Genomic DNA, 17,606 nt, shown 5'->3' with positions numbered 1-17,606 from the left:
GAATGGCGGCCCTCTCAAAAAGCGGATCGTCGCTTCCCGCGACGTTTCGCGTCTTTTTTCTACGCAAGGCAATGGCGAAACTCCTCTCCGATCCCGAATTCCAGCGCTTCTCCGAACTTCAGCAAAAGCAGTCCAGCTTCACGATCACGAGCGAGGAAGCGGACGAGTTGCGCGATATCGTCGCTCGCGCGCAGCAAAAGCGCGACGACCGCGCGGCCGCTATGCAGTCGATCGAAACGTTCATCACGCAGTTCGACATTGGCGCGGACGAACTCTTTACAGCCGACCAGATTGCCGATGCAGCGCGCAATTTCGGCCTGATTCCCGCAGCGAAGAAAGAGCGCGTGCTGCCCCCGCAGTTGTCGTTCAACGGCAAGCCTTACCAATGGACCGCTCGCGCATTGCCTGACGACATTCGCGTCCCGTTGTTCGAAGCGTTCACGTCGGGTGCGTCGGTGAAAACGTTTATTGCCACGCCCAAGGACATTACGCGTTGCGCGGCGACGATTGCACGTCTTGAGCGCGAAACCGGCAGCACCTACGCCGATGCGTGGCTGGAAGAACTCGCCGTATCTCGCGCGCAAGTCGACGAAGCGCTCGCCAAGCTGCCTTCCTGATTCGAACGGCGGCGGTCGCGGATAAGCGAACCGCGACCGCATTCCGGCCGCTCATTGCGGCGACCGGCTATCGACCCCGTCCCCTTCATGGCCTTCATGACGGCAGCACGTTGGTGTCGCCTGCGCCTGCGGCTGCGGCTGCGGCTGCGGCTTCGGTATCGGCTGCGGCCAGGCGCATCCTGAAACCGGTCACGCCAGGATCCTCGGTGGCTGTTATCTCGAATCCTAAACGACGCGCGAGTCCGATCATGCCGCTGTTCTCGCGCAATGCCTCGCCGACCAGCCAGCGTGTCCCGCGCGCCCGGCAATACGCAATAATCCGCGTCAACAGCAACAGTCCCAGCCGCTTGCCCTTCTGATCCGAGCGCACTGCGACCGCGAATTCGGCCGTCTCGTTGTCCGGATCTGCAACGGCGCGCGCCACCCCAAGTGTCTCGATCGCGTCGTGTTCACCCGTGACCGCGATGAACGCCATTTCACGGTCGTAGTCGATCTGCGTCATCCGGGCAAGTTGCGTGTGATCGAAACTGCGCACCGAACTGAAAAACCGCAAACGCAAGTCGTCCGGCGTCATCGCGGCGACGAAGGCGCTGTGAGCGGCTTCGTCGTCGGGGCGGATAGGCCGAACGGTGATACGCAAGCCGTTCCAGTCGAGCATTTCTTCCAGTTGCCGCGGATACGGTTGAATGGCGAGTGGCGTGCGATGCGCGGCGAGCGTCAGATGCGGTTCATAGACCAGGACCGCCTGGCGGGTCACGCACACCGTCAACCGCAGCGCGACAATCTGCGCGATCTCGCAGACTGCCTGCGACAACGCCGTCAACGCCGCCAGCAAGTTCTCCGCCGGGAGTTCGCGCGCTCTCGGTGAACGCATCACGAGATCGCGCGCCAACACCGGATTGAGCGGCGGAAGTGCGAATTCGTGCGGCGCGTCGGGCAACCCGAGCGCGCCAACGGCCTTGAACTCGAACACCGGTCCGAACACACGATGGTTCAGCAAGCGGACGTCAATCTGAATGGCGTCTTCGCTCCGCGGCCCCGCCGGTCCCGCCTTCACCATCACGCCGAATTGCGCCAGCACCCGCGACGCCCGCTCGCCGTCCAGTTCGGCGACGCCCGCTTTCAACGCGGCCATGACCTGAGCCTGCGCGCTGTCCAGCGCGACCACCGTCTGAGGACGTGGCCCGTCGGGCGTCTGCATCAACAACTCGCGCCCCTGCCGGTAGTCTACGAGCCGCGCGAAACCCCGCGCCAGGCGTTGAGGCGTGGTATGCACAGGAATGCCGTGGGCGTGCAGCGCATCGCGCGTGGCCTGGTCAACGCAGCCGAAAAAACAGGTCAGCAAACCGCGATACGCGTGGCTTTGCTGTTCGATCAGCATGCGCGCGACGTCTGCGACAGGCGCGGTGTGCGTTGGCGCGTGGACCACGAACGCCGTCCCGGTGTCGCGATGCGGCGCTAGCGCTTCGAGCGCCGCGCCGAAGTCCGCGGCAGTTGCGGTATCGCCCAGTTGCAGCGGATTCTCAAGCCGCGCACGCGGCAAAACGGCGGCGACCGATACGCGCGCGGCCTCGGGCCATAGCGCCAGCGCGTCGCCGGCCGCGGCAAAAGCGTCGGCCGCGAGAGCGGCCACGCCGCGATCGCTGGTGATGACCGTCGCCCGGTCGCTTGCCGCCACGCGGCCCACGCCGAGGGTCTCGATTTCGTCGAGCAGGTCGTCAAGGGAATCCACGCGCACAAGGCCGGCGCGCCGGAATGCGGCGCTATAAAGCGCGTCGAAAGGATCGTCGTGGCCTGTACGTAACACCAGCACGGGTTTGTTGCGCGCCGCCGCCCGTGCTGCCGACATGAATTTGCGCGCCATTTGCACCGATTCGATGGCCATCAGGATCGCACGCGTCCGAGAGTCGCTGGCGAGGAAATCGAGGATGTCCCCCACGTCGACATCGGCCTCGTCGCCCAGAGCAACTACCCGCGAAAAACCCAGGCCACGTGCGTTCGCCCAGCCCATCACGCCGTTGGTCAGCGCGTTCGATGCCGATACCCAGGCCACCCCGCCCGCCGCGATGGCACATGACGGCGCGCCCAGCACAGCGCCCAAAGCGGGCGTCATCACGCCGACACTTGCCGGACCGACCACGCGCAGCAAAAAAGGCCGGGCCGCCGCCAGCGTACGACGCGTCCAGTCCTTACCCTCCAGGTCCCCTGCCTGCCCGATTATGACGACCGCCCGCGTGCCGCGTTCCCCCAGATGCCCGGCGATCTGCGGCCACGTATGCGGCGGCGTGCACAACACCGCCACGGTCGGCGCGTCGGGCAAGTCTTCGATGCCCGCAAAAACTGCGGCTCCATTCAACTGACGATGCTTCGGATTCACCGGCCAGACAGGGCCCGCGAAGTTGGCGACGCTCAGCCGCGACCACACCATTTCGCCAATACTGCCAGCACGCAGCGACGCCCCGATCACGGCGATCGACTTCGGGTTAAACAGTGCGTCGAGATTACGTACGGTCATGCGGCCTCCATATCGGGAATGTATCGAGCATAGGCGATTCGTGCGCCCCCAACTACTAGCCTGATGGCCTATGTCCCGCCTTTTCCAGCAACCGTTCTCACATTTCCTGATGCCCAGTATGAGAATTCGTTTTGTTTCAGCGTCAACCGAACGGGCTATTGTTTCGCACCGGGAACCAAGGTAATTTGATCGAACACCAGACTGCCCAGGAAAATCCCGATCAGCGCGGAACTGCCGATCGCACCCATCCAGAATGAATCAAGCGGCATCTGCCGGTTCATCGACGCCAGGGCATAACCCACCGTGCCGAGCGCGTAACCTTCCGTAAAGTGAGCGCCAAAGGTAAGGCCCGCGATCTTCACGTGGAAGCGGTTCAGCGGAATGTCGTCGAGTAAAACGGGTTTCGGCGTCGGTGGGTCTTGCGGGTGAATGGGTGGTGTGCCCGCATGAAGTGGAGGACTGATCGGGAATGCACTACTTGATGTGTCCTGGTGACTCACTGCGTCTCCTTGCTTATACGTTCTCTAATGGCGCAAGCCGCCAACACACTTAAGCGTGTCCATCGGCTTCAGGCGTTCGGCGTTCGGCGTTCGGCGTTCGGCGTTCGGCGTTCGGCGTTTGGTGTTTGGTGTTTGGTGTTTGGTGTTTGGTGTTTGGTGTTTGGTGTTTGGTGTTTGGTGTTTGGTGTTTGGTGTTTGGTGTTTGGTGTTTGGTGTTCAGCGTTCAATGCCCGTCAGGCCACTGATCATCATGTATTTCAGTTCGGTATATTCATCGAGGCCATACTTCGATCCTTCGCGTCCCAGGCCCGATTGCTTGACCCCGCCAAAGGGCGCGACCTCCGTCGATATGATTCCTTCGTTGATACCGACCATTCCTGTCTCGAGTGCGTCGGCAACCCGCCACGCCCGGCCCAGGTCACGTGTATAGAAATATGCGGCGAGTCCGAACGGGGTGTCGTTGGCAAGCGTGATTGCTTCGGCCTCCGTCTCGAAACGGAAGCATGCAGCCACCGGCCCGAACGTTTCCTCCTGCGCGATCGACATGGTGCGGTTGGCGTGAGCGAGTACGGTCGGTTCATAGAATGTCCCGCCCAGCGCATGGGGACGCCCGCCTGTTAGTACCGCCGCGCCCTTGCTCAGTGCGTCTGCGACGTGCTCACCGACTTTCGTGAAAGCGGCCTCGTTGATGAGCGGTCCCTGATCGACTTCCTGTTCGAGCGCGTTACCCACGCGAAGTTTGCGTACGGCGTCGGTCAGGCGTTGAGTGAATTCGCCATGCACGCTCGCCTGGACAAAAAAGCGATTCACGCATACGCAGGTCTGGCCTGTGTTACGAAACTTCGATGCCATCGCACCTTGTACCGCTGCGTCAAGATCAGCGTCGTCGAATACGATGAACGGCGCGTTGCCGCCAAGCTCCAGCGAGAGCTTCTTTAACGTGTCCACGGATTGCGCGGCGAGCAGCTTGCCTACGCGCGTTGATCCCGTGAACGAGAGCTTGCGTACCACGGGCGATGCGGTCAACGCCGCGCCGATTGCAACAGCGTTCCCGGATACGACGTTGAACGCCCCCGGAGGAATGCCGGCTTCCTCTGCGAGGACGGCGAGCGCCAGCGCACTCAACGGCGTTTCCTCCGACGGCTTCAGCACCATCGTGCAACCCGCTGCCAATGCGGGGCCGGCTTTGCGCGTAATCATTGCGAGTGGAAAATTCCAGGGCGTGATGGCCGCGACCACGCCAACCGGCTCGCGCGTCACGATGATCTTCGAACCCGGCTTCGGGCTCGGGATCACGTCTCCGTAGCTGCGCTTGGCTTCCTCGGCAAACCACTCAAGAAAGCTCGCTGCATAGGCCACCTCGCCTTTTGCTTCTGCGAGCGGCTTGCCCTGCTCTCGCGTCAGCAATTCAGCGAGTGCATCACGATGCTCGAGCATCAACTCTCCCCAACGCCGGACCCGCGCCCCGCGCTCTTTCGCGGTCAATGCCCGCCAAACGGGAAATGCCATCTCCGCCGCGCGGATCGCTTGAAGCGTTTGCTCTGCACCGGCTTTCGCGACATCAGCAATGACTTCGCCTGTGGCCGGATTACGAACGGCGTAAGTCTCAGCGCTTTTGTGCCACGCCCCGTTGATGTAATGCTCTTTGCGAAGCAGATTCATGCTGCGTCCTTGATCGGTTGAACGAAATCGCCTTTCAGAGCGCGAGGTTCGCGTGCGGTACGACGCCCTGCCGTGTAGTCGTTGATGACATCGCACGGGGTGTAGTTGCGGTCGAGTTCATACAGCTCTTCAGTGTCCAGGCGGGTTCCCAGCGCACTAAGCGCGCTATCGAACTGGGCAGGCGAATCCGCACCCACCAGCATGCTGGCGACGCCTTCCGCTGAAGCACCCAAGCCTGCGCGATTTGCGCCGCGCTCACGCCACGTCGCCTGGCTACACGGGCCACCGACGCCGCAATCTCGCGCGACGCCGCGTCGCCGTACATTTGCGAGGTGAAGAAGTCGGTCTGGTTACGCGTCGACGCGGTGTCGCATGTAAGAAGACCGCGCGCCAGCGGGCTGAAGACCGACACGCCCAGTCCCTGATCGGCGCAATACGGCATCATTTCTCGTTCTTCCTCGCGGTATGCAAGGTTCAGCTGCAACTGCATGTTGATGGGCTTGTGCCAGCCATGCCGATCGCAGATCTGGACAATCTTCGCCAGTTGCCACGTGTACATGGTCGATACGCCGATGTAGCGCGCCTTGCCCGAACGGGCAATGTCGTTCAGCGCGCCCATGGTTTCCTCAACGGGCGTGGCGGTGTCGAAGTAATGCAGCATGTAGATGTCGACATAATCCATGCCCAGACGCCGCAACGAAGCGTCTATACCGTCAAGCACGTGCTTGCGCGAATGACCGCCGGCGTTTTGATACGTGCCCATGTCGTAGCCGACCTTGGTGGTCACCACGATTTCCTCACGGCGCGCAAGGCGTCCGAGGATGCGGCCGACAACTTCTTCGCCGACGCCCGCCGAATAGAAATCCGCCAGATCGATGAAGTTCACCCCCGCCTCCAGCGCGTGGCGAACGATGGGTTCACTCTTCTGCTCGTCAAAAATCCACGGCTTCCATTGCGGAGTGCCCATGTTCATTGTGCCGAGGCACAGACGCGACACTTTCAGGCCTGACTGGCCCAGACGGACGAATTCCATTCTTTGAGTCTCCATGACACGTGGCGACGGTTGCCGAGCACGGCACCGGCACGCTGATTTTTAGAGGGCTGCCTGTGGCAAGCGGGGTGTGTAGAAGGGATTCGATACTTCGCGCGCCGCGGCGAACACGTCTTCCTTCGACGGCAAGCCGAGCATGGCGGCCTTGATGGCGTTTTTCGCCGCGCGGTAGTTGTTGCGGAAGACGGCGTCGAGATCGTCGGTGGACGGGTTCACCCAATTCGCCGATACCACGACCCATTCGTTTTCCGCTTCGGGTGGCAATGTCCCGTCTTCGAGCGATTCAGCAACCGCCTTCGCAATTCCCGCCTGCGATGCGCCCCAGGTTGCATTGCCGTGAAATTCGCCGGCGATGGGGGCTTTGTTGACATACAGCGTGAGTGGTTTGGTCGGCACGCCAGGTTGCGCAATGACGACAAACGGCGCATGGCCAGCTGACGGCGTAGCAAGCGCGGTGGCGAACGCTTGACCCGCGGGCCCATTGCGCGGGCCGACGAGCACGTTGATGTGAGCGAGATTGACGCCCGGACCTTCAAAGCCCTCGCCAATATGGAGGGTGCGGCCGGTTTGGGGTGCTGGCATGGTGTTTTCCGTTCAAGGAGTGGATCGATGAACAGATTGTGCGAGCGCGCGTCGATGAGGAGGAATCGACGATTCATGCGGACGGGTATGAGCGCCGCTCAGATCGGGGAATGCCCTGAGGCCGTCATTGCCGCAGCGATCCCCATGCCGCGACGGGCGTTTATCGCTCGGAAGGTTCGATCGTGCTGTAGCGATCGAGGAATGCACGATGCTGTTGTTCGTTCACGCCGGCCGGGTGCACGTCGGTTGAAGCCGGTCGGCTCTCGAGCATGGCTTTCGGGCGGATTGGACGGGGCTGGAAGCCGCCGCCGCAGTTAGGACATACGTTGCTGAGCCGGGACGACGCGCAAGCTTCACAGAACGTGCATTCGAAGCTGCAGATCATCGCGTCACGCGCGTCGGGCGGCAGCGCTTTTCCACAGCATTCACAAGACGGGCGCAAGGCAAGCATGGTCGATATCTCCTTTTTTGCAGTTTAGAGTCGGAGCTCGACCTTGCCTTGCCAATTCGCCCACGATTTACGTCAGCACGCCCCACATGACCAGCGTCAACGCAAGGCCAACCACCGAGACAATGGTTTGCAACACCGACCAGACATAGACCGTCTGCTTCAGTTGCAAGCCGAAATACTCGCGGATCATCCAGAAACCGGCGTCGTTGACGTGGCAGAAAAACACCGAACCCGCACCAATCGCCAGCGCCAGCAGCGAGTTGTGGGTCGCGCTCAAGCCCGCCACGACCGGCGCGATGATGCCCGCGGTGGTCGTGGTCGCGACAGTCGCCGAGCCGGTCGCCTGACGCAAGGCCACCGCGATCAGCCAGGCCAGCAGGATCAGCGGCATGTGCGACCCAATCGCAATCTTGCCGATCGTCGTGCTGATGCCGGCGGCGACCAGCGTCTGCTTGAGGCCGCCGCCCGCGCCAATGGTCAACAGCAACGCGCAGATCGGCGGCAGGCTTTTACGCAGGATCCCGCCCACGCGGTCGCGCGGCATGCCACGCGTCCAGCCAAGCGCGACAATCGCGAAAAGAACGGTGAGTCCCAAGGCGATAAGCGGCTCACCGAGGAAATTGAGGGTATCGAAGAGAAGGGTTTCGGGCTGGATAGCCAGCTTCGCTATCGTTCGGCCGAGCATCAGGACGACGGGCAGAAGAATCGTCAGCAGCGAGAGGCCAAAGCCCGGCGCATCGAGCACGCCGTTTGCATCGACTTTCGATGAGAACAGCTTGCCCATCTCCTCCGGCTCATCCACGTGCATGCGACTCGACAACCACATGCCGTAGACCGGCCCGGCGAGAATCACGGCGGGAATGGCGATGATGAAACCGAGTCCCATGGTGATGCCGAGGTCAGCGTGCAGCGCACTGACCGCGATCAGCGGACCTGGATGCGGCGGCAGTAGCGCGTGCAGCGTCGTCATGCCGGCGAGCGCGGGAATCGCGATACGCAGGATCGGTTGCTTCGAGCGGCGCGCCATCACGAAGATGATTGGCACCATCATCACGAGACCGACTTCGAAAAACAGCGGCAAGCCGATGATGATTGCCACCAGCGCCATCAGCCACGGCAACGTGCGCGGCGTGGAGTGATCGAGGATGGTGGACACCAACCGGTCCGCCGCTCCCGATTCGGCCATCAACGCGCCGAGCATCGCGCCAAGCGCAATGATGATGCCGACGTCCCCCAGAATGCCGCCCGCCCCTTTGCTGAATGCGCTCGCGACGGCCTCCAGCGGCAAGCTCGCCGTGAAACCCGCGACAAAAGTGCCGACTAGTATCGAGAGAAATGGCGCCAGTTTCAGCGCGCTGATGAGAACGATGATTGACGCCAGACCGAGTGCGCATGCAATGAGAAGACGCGTGTCGTTGGGGGACCACGCGGCGAGAGTCGAGGTCAGATGCACTGAAATGCCCTTGGCTAAGTGGAGGGAGTGACTCGTTTGTCCGTTTTTTCCGTGTGTCGGCGACGGTCGGTGCCGCGGTCGGTGCCGATAAGCGGCAGGCACCGCACGGTCGCCGGATTTTACGAGCGATGGCTTACAGAATACTTGGGATGCTTTCACTCCGTAGGGGTTTAGAGGTGTTTTTTGGGGCGGCGGGATTGGGGGTTGGGTTCGGTTGGGTTGGCTGGGATGGGCTTTCAAGTGAGGAGCCAGGTCTGAGGCAGTCGGGTTGGCTTTGTGTGTAACGGATACGGAATGGGCCCGTATGCACTGGTTTGCGGTCGTTCCCAAGATGGCAAACGGGGGTCGCCATGTATGTCGTCGACGATATTTAATAAATTTAATTTCTATAAATTCACCTTAATCCCTTGATTGCTGCGAACCTGAAGTCCGCCGGGATCTGTGCCAGAACTACGCGTGTTCAGAACACCGCAGGGTCTAGCAACTCTTGGAGAGCTTTAGAGAGACCGCGATAACCACCTGTAGCAGACATCCGAGCGATACACGACTCATGTATCCGAGACTCCACGAGTGGGGGACTGAATCGGATAAGAACATTCGAGGTTTGTCACGTCGCCGGAGGGGGTCAGCGTTTTCTCGACGAATCGCCTGGCGTCGCGCCAAGTGTCGTCATACCCGACTTTATGCGCATAAAGCTGGCTTGCCTCGGTACTTTTCCCAGCTCGGTATTGCTTGCTTCCATGCAGTCGCCGTCACAGCAATGGTTGCGGTAGTTACGGCGCAACTTAACTTCAATTCACATGGAGCCGGACCCTGCGCCTTGATCCGTGACGTTTCCAGCCGAGCCCTATAGATCGCACTACTTTCGTTGTGAGCAGGAGGGGCCGAACTCCCGCAGGCTGTGCCAAAGATAAAAGACTATCGAGTTGAAAAAGGCGATGCCGGGGCCACGGCTCATGTTCCTGCCAAAGTCGAAGACGTCGACGCGCTACGGAAATACCCAGAACAGACTACAGACCTTCGTCCGAAGCCAAAGCCAAAGCCGAGTTTTCCCGATTGATCTGACTGGCGCTCAGGCACGAATTGCTTCCGGATCGACTGGAATCGCACTGGCACGCAGACCAAATGTAGATAACCGAACTGCGGCACAGAGGATCTGCGCTGCGCTACGTCGCATTGTTAGCGAGCCCATCCGCATCTTCAATGATCGAGAACACTATCGCGGCGAGACCAAGCAACCACAAGCGGGGACTTTATGCGCATAAACCCCACCAAAAACCGGCTGAACAGCCAACTCGCTGAGTTATCTCTAGAAAAATTGAGTTTTCAATGTAAAATTCGCAAAGCTAAATTTGGGAGCAAAACGTGGCAGCTGAAATCATTGCAATCACGCAGCAGAAGGGCGGAGTGGGGAAAAGCACGATAGCAATGCATCTAGGCGCGGCGTTTCACGAGAAAGGAAAGCGAGTGCTTGTCGTCGACGCAGACGGGCAAAACACGCTGGTTCACTGGGCCAGCGCTGCGTCCGACGAGGCCAGCGGTATCCCGTTTCCTATCGTGAACCTGTCAGAAGCGGGGGCCCAGATCCATCGAGAGATCAAGAAATTCGTCAACGACTACGACATCATCGTTGTCGACTGCCCACCCTCCATTACGGAAAAGGTTTCGGGCGTTGTCCTTCTCGCTGCGACGGTTGCGATTGTCCCGACATCCTCATCACCCGCCGACTATTGGTCCAGCGTGGGCCTTGTCAAACTCATTCAGCAAGCGCAGGTCATGAATGAAGATCTGCGCGCCGTGTTTCTTCTCAACAAAACTGAGGAAAAACGCATGCTTACGCGCGAACTGAAACGTGCGCTGGAAGAATTGGGTTTTCCTTTGATGAAAACGCAGATTCCGACCCGAGAGTGCTACAAGCAGGCAATGGCGCTAGGGCAAACGGTACTTCAGATGAGCGACCGGGGAGCGCGACTGGCTGCCATTGAAATACGTGCGTGCGCAGACGAAGTTCTCGCCATGCTTCCCTGACTTTATGCGCATAAAGGATCCTGAATGAAACCTACCCAGTTCGCAAAAGGCTTTAAAGCACGGCCGGATACCACTAGCAGCGAAAAGCGCACGGCCCTTGACCGGATCAACGCTATCGACGAAATCGTCAATCAAGAGGCAGGCAACGACAAGCAGGTCACCGGCCGTTCCAGCGCTTACACCGAAGAAGAGTTTCACGCTGACTCAGCGATGCAAGAGTCGGAACAGTTCAAGGCGTGGCGCCGGCAAAACAGATACGTACATGGCCAGGTCGTTGAGTTGCCGCTAAAGGCAATCAAGCCGAGCCCATTCAACCCGAGGCATTTCTATCTGAAGGCGTCCATCGCGGAACTGGCCGTCAATCTGGCGAAACAGGGCCAGCAGCAAGCGATTCACGTAATCCCCGATCACGAAAACCCCGGCACGTTCTTCGTCAGCGACGGTGGCCGACGCGTGCGGGCGCTGAAGGAAGCCAACAAGGAAACGGTCAAGGCAATCGTCATCGACCTTCCTATTGGTATTGAAAGCTACAAGCTGGGTTATGACCTGAACGTACAGCGGGACTCGCAAACCGTCTTCGATAACGCCATCGTCTGGAAGCGTTTCCTCGATGAAAAGCACTTCCAGAGCCAGCGGGAACTCGCTGACCACCTAGGTCTGGACGAGTCAACAATTGCCGTGGCTTTGGCTATCGCAAAGTTGCCCGAGAACGTCATGCATGAAATGGTCGCCCGTCCGGATAGGTTCGGGTCCAACATGGCTTACCAGGTCTCACGCTTTCATACGGCGCGCGGCGCCGATGCCACGTTGCGGTTGATCAACAAAATTGCCTCGGATGACCTAAGCACACGACAAGTCGCCGACATTGTGAAAGGCCGTGCGAGCGCACAAGAAACGCCGAAGCCCGCGAGCCGTCAACGCTACGCGCAACGCTTGGAAATCAAGCTGGACGGGCTAGCTGTAGGTGATCTCAAGACGTATGGAGATGACAGGCTGGAGTTGCGCTTGCGTGGATTGTCGAAGGACAAACGCGACGACATTCTTCAACAGATAGAGAAAATGCTGCAAGCGGATACGGTAAAGCGATAAAGCAAGCGGGATAGCGGCAAACGGGCAAACGAAAACAGGGACAGCGCCGCGACAAGCCGTCCCTCTATCGTGGTCTCACGCGACGCGGCTTTGATTCAATGTAAAAGCCAGCAGGTCGCCGTCAGTCGGCTCGCCCCAAGTTTTCCGTGCAAGCCAGTCGAAAAACGAGGTTTCTCCCATCTTTGAATCAAGGCCCCGCTTGCGCCAATCGTCACGCATGTGGGCGCCGAGTTCTGGCAATACATCTTCCTCGAAGGTCTGACGCGCCAGCTCCCGTTCCGACTCACCTTGTTCCTCGTACAACGCACGTGCTTCCTTCCGGCGAAACACGGAGTATTCGCTCAGCAAACGCGCCTTCAGGTCGTCGGCCGGTGCTCCCGTGGCTTTCACGGGAGCTGCTGCTGCCGGCAACGCTTCAAGCTGCGGCGCATAACCTTTCTTCAAAGCGTCCTTGAAAAGTGCGGCGGCGCTTCGTACCGGTGGCAGCGACGTGCTCCGCATTCTCTGCTCGGTCATTTGCAACGCTGCTCGAATCCGGTTTTCCTCGCTGTCCGCATAAAGCGTTTGCGCATCTTTCAACGGAATCCCGATCTTGACCATGCGGTCGACCAGCGTACTGTCGAAGACGTTCGGATGTTCATCGAGTGCCAGCATTGGCTGCTTGCGTTCAGTCACGCGAAACTGGATTTCAGCCACGCGCCGACCTTCCCGATGCTCGATCAGTTCGACAAAAATGTTGGTAACGGCATTGACTTCCGCGATCGCGGGCCGAAGATAGTCGCGCTTGAAATATTTGTACTCGCGCTTGGCTTCGTCGCCCGCTTCGGTGTCGGGCGTTCCCGAGAGGATAGGCCGCCACCATTCCCAGGTCTCGCGCATGGTGAGATGACTCGGGTTCGTCAGATAGCGAACGCAGATTTCGTACAGCGCGAGACCCGCGCTGCTGCGAAGCTGACTCTGAAACTGCAGACTCAAACGCGCATATTGCACCGGGTCGAGCAGTTTTTTCTTGATCTTCGGCGCAAAGGAAAACTCGACCCACACCCGGCGCGTGGCGGGGTCTTCGAGAATTTCGGCGTCTGCGATCAATGTCGATATACCCCACTTACGTCCAGGCTTCTGGCTTGACGTGCCCGTACTCCACTCAACCTGAACCGACACCATGCGGCGTAAATGCTCTTTCACCAGCGCGGTATCGTTGGAATCGAACGCCGAATTCGCGACAATGTCCGATAACAGCGCGCGGTACGTGTCCCCGGATTCGTCCGCCTGCTGAGCAACAGCCAGCAACACGTTGAACAACTTGCGGGTCAAGAGCGTGATCTTGCCGCTCTTTGGCTGGATAGCGATGGCTTCGACGGCTTTTCGCAGCTCAGCCGAACTCGGACTCACTACATCGGTCTTCTTCGCGCGTTTGGTTGCCATGCTGGAGTCAGGAGAATTTTGGGAAAGCATACTCATGACGGTGAAGCTCGTCTACAGGCGCGCCCTCACCCTGTAGTGGTGAAGGGGATGCAGCATGCAAAACTCACTGAGGTGCGCTCCTGAAAACTCTCACCTTCACCGTCATGCACCATCTCATTTATGCCCCGTGCCATGCGGGTAAACGGATTGAGCGGCTGCGGAGTCGCATCAAGGTGCTTCAAACCTGGTCCCGTATTTCCTCACCTGAAATTTTTTTACGCGTCCCTGTGGTTTTTACGAAATTCTCCCTGCGCGGCAAAAACTCACGAAAACGCAGAGAAATTGCGGTAATCGTCGAGTTATCAAAGCTTTAACCCTTGATAGCACGCCAATTGCCGTGCAATTGATCCTGTAAAAGCTCACCTTAGACTCGCCGGAGAGCCCTATTCAGCCGAGTTGGCGTTTCAAAACGGGGTTCTTCACCTCACATCCGCAGTCCCGCATAACCTCACCTTTAAACTTTCGCGCGGGTAGCGGCATCGGTCGATGTCCCCCATCGGCCCCCGCAAACACTCACCTTTAGGCTCACAAACGGACGATTTGCTCGATTTCAGTGCTGTGGGACCCGTCCAGGGACCCAAACTCGGCTAAATATGGTCCTGTAAAAGCTCACCTTTGCCTCTTTTCAACACAGCGAGGACAGCCTCGCGCTCGAGATCAACACTCCCGGAAACACTCACCTTTGTCGCGATACAAATGCATTAATTCCACACAAAACCTTTTTAAATCATATACTTAATATAACATTGGTTAACAAGGTATCTGCTGAACGAGATCCTCAAGCCCTACGACGGAAGCGACACCTTCCCGAAAAGCCTCACCTTTGATATCCCCTAATGCCACTGACGCGGTCCAGGAGTGGCCTCACACCGCTCCCGAAAAACCTCACCTCTAACCCAGTTCGCCCGAAATACCCCTTAAAACCAGCACCATCGTCAAAGTGGGAGGGCTCGAACCGAGCCACGCACCTCTCCCGTATTTCCTCACCGTCGAGGGATTACTCGCTTTGCAAACTACGGCCTTCGAGCCGCTCACGCCCGCATAGTCTCACCCTGAAGTCGGTTTGGCCCCTGCAAAGCCTCACCTATAGGTAATAAATACCTATTTTCGATTGAGATTTTCTGATTTTCTTTATCCTGCAAACGCTCACTGCTCAGATTCACGATCGGAAGTGCATCGTGCTGCTGTGTATGGTCGATCGTCTGAATGGCCCCTGTATTTCCTCACCTTCATAAAACGCCTGTCTCCCGAACTCGCTCACACATGCTCCCGTGACTCCTCACGCTAGGTCCCGAACCTATACACCGATCACCCCCGTGTTCACTCACCTTCTATCCCGCAGATACTCACCAATCATCTTGGAAAGCCTTATCTGGCAAGGCTTTGCCGTGGCGTTAACGTCTTTAACTAGGGTTCAAAGGTGTTTACTTCTAATACTCTCAAGCAGCTGAGCGATCCAAGAAAGAGAAGCGTGAAACAAAGACCCCGTGGAACATCAGCAGAAAGGCATACGTTTGAAAAAGACGCTAGTAATCAACAGCTTGAGGGATTAACCTCGACATGTTTCACGGATACCACTGCAGAGCTTGTGTAATATCAGTCATTCAGTCAGAAAAAAAGTAGCGGCAGTGGGTAACTCATCCGTTCAACCTAAATGTGTAGCATTTGATACGTAAAGTATTATTATACGAACGAAATTGATTCGGAGCTTTCCATGAACGACGCAGAACGTCTCGCGCTGCGGACGGAACTCGCTGCGATGCGGACCAATGGTGCGCGTCGGCAGGATCTCTCGCAGCATGCGTGTAAGCGGCTTTTCTTCGATTTCGGTATTCGCCCTTCAATGGCCACCGTCAGAGACCTGACACAAACCGGTAGCGCAAGCGATATTCCGAAGGATATCGACACATTCTGGACACGGATCAGATCCGCGTCGCGCGTTCGTATCGAAGGTGGCGCGATTCCCGAGGGATTGCAGGAACGAGCCGGCGAACTGCTCGGCCAACTTTTCCAGGAAGCGCAGGAGTTTGCAATTCGATCGCTGGAAGACGAGCGTCACGCAGCAAAAGATGACATTGATGCGGCAATGAGCCGGCTTCGCGATGCCGAAGTGCGTTGTGCGACGGTAGAAGAGGCGCTTCGCCGCAGTGAAGCGCGTGCCGATACCGCATTAGCCCGAAATTCCTCGCTGGAAATCGAGTTGGGCTCGCTTCGTGGCCGCGAACTGGACGCGCAAAGCAGCCTGCACGCATCGATTCATCGGCTGGAGAGTGAGCACGCGGCGCTGACTCAACGGCTTGAAACGGAACAAACAGCCAACGCCACACTACGCGACCGCGTCGATACGTTAAACGGTGAGCTGAGGCACAACACCGAGCATTACGCGCAACAGATCAAGGATGCAATCAGCGAAGCCGAGCGGCGGGTGAAGCCAATGCTCGTGGAACTTGACTCCCTGCGTGGCATGGCTGCGACCTATCAAGCGGGTGTACGTCAGGCAAGCCAGAAGGAATTCGATTTTATTCAACAACTTAGCATTGCGAAGGCGCGAGCGGATCGGCTGGAACTGAGAATTCGCGAGCAGTCCGACGAACTCGACACGTTGGCCCTTGAGCGCGATGCGCTGCTCGGACGAAGTGGAACGAGCGAAAACGTCGCCCGGCTGATCTGCACGATGGTCGAGGAAGGACGGTTATCCATGGAGGAAATCCGGACTTTGGGAACGGATATCGATGGTTTTGTCACGGTGCCGGCACGTTGCCCCACATGCGTCACCGGTGAGCCTGAGCTCGCGCAGCACGATGACGAGTTCGAGTTATCCTGTCCGGATTGTGAGCGCTCGTCGGGGACAGCTTTGTCCCGGCTGCTTGCGGTGGCCCGCTTTCGCTCCGCCGAGAGGGTCGACGCCAGTGAGCAAACCGAGAGGTGAGACTTTTCGGGAGGCGAACGCTATTCGAATCCGCGAGTTTCCTGGTGGCCGCTTTCCTGGGCCGCTGCTAAATCGCGCTCCCGTATTTCCTCACCTGTCCAGTTTTCCCATGCTCGATGCAACCGGTGCGCCGAGATCTGCTGTTGGAACCCCAGCCATTGGCCCACGCGCTCGGCTGCCGTGCCACTTTCGAATAACTCGGCTGCGAATGTGTTCCGCAAGGTTTGCGGACTGGCGCGCGCCGTTCGGGAATTGGCAATGCCCGCGGCTTCGATCACGGCATCGACGGCGCGAAGCATCGTCGCCTTATGCATCGGGCGCCCCGAGGGAGCGGATGGAAACAGAAGATTGCCGAGTAACCGTACTGTTTTGCGCTCGCTGACCCAACTGTCGAGTAGTGCGATCGCGAATGGCGCGAGCCGGGTTTCCCGATTCAACGCGGGATTCGTTGCCTCGATGGCTAACCATGGCTGATTCCATGCATAGTTACTAACGGTCAATGCTGCTGCTTCGCCCGTTTTGACACCACCGCCCAAAAAAGTGCCGACTAGTGCACGATCACGGCGCTCCCGCCAACGCTGCCCTGCCGGTAGATCACCGATCGCGGAAAAAAGGTAACTGATCAGAGCTGCTCGTTCGCCATGGGCGAGAAATCCTGTTGGCTCGTTTTCCCGGGCATCTCGCCACGAAGCCTCACCGTCCTGGGCGATGAAGCGAGCCGGGTTCGTCGATGCCATTTCTATCTCGCGCACGTGGTCGAGTACGCGCTCGATAAGGCGCAGATAGCGAATGCGTTGTGGCTTCCGGATTTCTAGTTGCGTGACGAACTGTTCGATTGCCAGCCTATCAACCGTACGCAGATCGACGCGTTTGACCGTCAGCCACTCGAGGAAGAGTCCCCATTGAGCCCGGTAAACATCGGCGGACGATGCCTTGAATGCTTGTTTCGCCATCCATGAGTCGAACGCGCTACGTGGATCAGCGTACCAATTGGCGCGCGTGTGATCGAAGATCCCGTGGCTTTCGGCTGAGGCAGTCATCGACTTGGCAATCCGTTAGTTGTGAATTTATTGGATAGAAGATTACGCGATAGCTGGAAGCGATGTCCATTGCACCGCATTTTGAACGCCGCGCTTGTTGAGCACCGGCGCGCTATTGCGTGATGAGTAAGAAGTGCGAGTAACAGGTGCCGGCATCCTGGTAATGGCCGTGCGGCAACCGGCGCACAAACCGCGTCCCGGCATTTGTGCATTGGAGTTTCGCGG

10 protein-coding genes and 4 pseudogenes are annotated in these 17,606 nt (G+C 58.6%); 5 read left to right on the top strand and 9 right to left on the bottom strand.

The window, feature by feature from the left end; all coding sequences use genetic code 11:
- The first annotated feature begins 71 nt into the window (after positions 1-71).
- Positions 72-617, top strand: coding sequence for a hypothetical protein (locus ABH944_RS25655; RefSeq protein WP_404610072.1), 546 nt, complete (start codon positions 72-74; stop codon positions 615-617).
- A gap of 94 nt (positions 618-711) precedes the next feature.
- Here ABH944_RS25655 and ABH944_RS25650 read toward each other — a convergent pair whose 3' ends face one another.
- The 7 genes and pseudogenes from ABH944_RS25650 to ABH944_RS25620 all read right to left on the bottom strand — a co-directional run bounded on the left by ABH944_RS25650 (position 712) and on the right by ABH944_RS25620 (position 8,831).
- A complete protein-coding gene (locus ABH944_RS25650; RefSeq protein WP_404610073.1) occupies positions 712-3,132 on the bottom strand; it encodes a bifunctional acetate--CoA ligase family protein/GNAT family N-acetyltransferase in 2,421 nt (806 codons plus the stop codon).
- A gap of 191 nt (positions 3,133-3,323) precedes the next feature.
- Positions 3,324-3,563: pseudogene (locus ABH944_RS25645) on the bottom strand (MFS transporter); the annotation flags it as partial.
- Positions 3,564-3,848: 285 nt separating this feature from the next.
- Positions 3,849-5,294 carry an NAD-dependent succinate-semialdehyde dehydrogenase gene (locus tag ABH944_RS25640; RefSeq protein WP_404610074.1) on the bottom strand — a complete coding sequence of 482 codons (1,446 nt, stop codon included), beginning with the start codon at positions 5,292-5,294 and terminating at the stop codon, positions 3,849-3,851.
- A pseudogene (locus ABH944_RS25635) lies at positions 5,291-6,327 on the bottom strand (aldo/keto reductase). The gene ABH944_RS25640 and the pseudogene ABH944_RS25635 overlap by 4 nt, the downstream one beginning before the upstream one ends.
- A gap of 60 nt (positions 6,328-6,387) precedes the next feature.
- Positions 6,388-6,927, bottom strand: a complete 540-nt coding sequence (gene fae, locus ABH944_RS25630; protein WP_097268905.1) for a formaldehyde-activating enzyme — start codon at positions 6,925-6,927, stop codon at positions 6,388-6,390.
- A gap of 160 nt (positions 6,928-7,087) precedes the next feature.
- A complete protein-coding gene (locus tag ABH944_RS25625; RefSeq protein ID WP_404610075.1) occupies positions 7,088-7,378 on the bottom strand; it encodes a DUF1272 domain-containing protein in 291 nt (96 codons plus the stop codon).
- A 67-nt stretch (positions 7,379-7,445) separates the two neighbouring features.
- Positions 7,446-8,831, bottom strand: a complete 1,386-nt coding sequence (locus tag ABH944_RS25620; RefSeq protein WP_404610076.1) for a GntT/GntP/DsdX family permease — start codon at positions 8,829-8,831, stop codon at positions 7,446-7,448.
- A 1,365-nt stretch (positions 8,832-10,196) separates the two neighbouring features.
- Here ABH944_RS25620 and parA point away from each other — a divergent pair.
- The 3 genes and pseudogenes from parA to ABH944_RS25605 all read left to right on the top strand — a co-directional run.
- Positions 10,197-10,859: a ParA family partition ATPase gene (parA, locus tag ABH944_RS25615; RefSeq protein WP_404610077.1), complete on the top strand. Its 663-nt coding sequence runs from the start codon at positions 10,197-10,199 to the stop codon at positions 10,857-10,859.
- A 24-nt stretch (positions 10,860-10,883) separates the two neighbouring features.
- Positions 10,884-11,001 (top strand): annotated as a pseudogene (locus ABH944_RS25610) (ParB/RepB/Spo0J family partition protein); the annotation flags it as partial.
- 56 nt (positions 11,002-11,057) lie between these two features.
- A pseudogene (locus ABH944_RS25605) lies at positions 11,058-11,948 on the top strand (ParB/RepB/Spo0J family partition protein); the annotation flags it as partial.
- Between the two features lie 75 nt (positions 11,949-12,023).
- Here ABH944_RS25605 and ABH944_RS25600 read toward each other — a convergent pair.
- A complete protein-coding gene (locus tag ABH944_RS25600; protein WP_404610078.1) occupies positions 12,024-13,373 on the bottom strand; it encodes a replication initiation protein in 1,350 nt (449 codons plus the stop codon).
- 1,753 nt (positions 13,374-15,126) lie between these two features.
- Between ABH944_RS25600 and ABH944_RS25595 the strand changes: the two genes are divergently transcribed.
- The gene (locus tag ABH944_RS25595; RefSeq protein WP_404610079.1) at positions 15,127-16,341 is read left to right on the top strand and encodes a DNA-binding protein; all 1,215 of its coding nucleotides are present in this window, start codon (positions 15,127-15,129) and stop codon (positions 16,339-16,341) included.
- Between the two features lie 20 nt (positions 16,342-16,361).
- On the opposite strand, the gene ABH944_RS25590 is transcribed toward ABH944_RS25595, so the two are convergent.
- Entirely contained in the window at positions 16,362-17,381 is a 1,020-nt protein-coding gene (locus ABH944_RS25590; protein ID WP_404610080.1) for a tyrosine-type recombinase/integrase, read from the bottom strand.
- Between the last annotated feature and the right edge of the window lie 225 nt (positions 17,382-17,606).

Origin of the sequence: Caballeronia udeis, assembly GCF_044909315.1 — a bacterium.
GTDB classification, from domain to species: domain Bacteria; phylum Pseudomonadota; class Gammaproteobacteria; order Burkholderiales; family Burkholderiaceae; genus Caballeronia; species Caballeronia udeis_A.
Note: the sequence above shows the minus strand (reverse complement) of the source record. Positions and strands in the feature narration are given on the sequence as shown.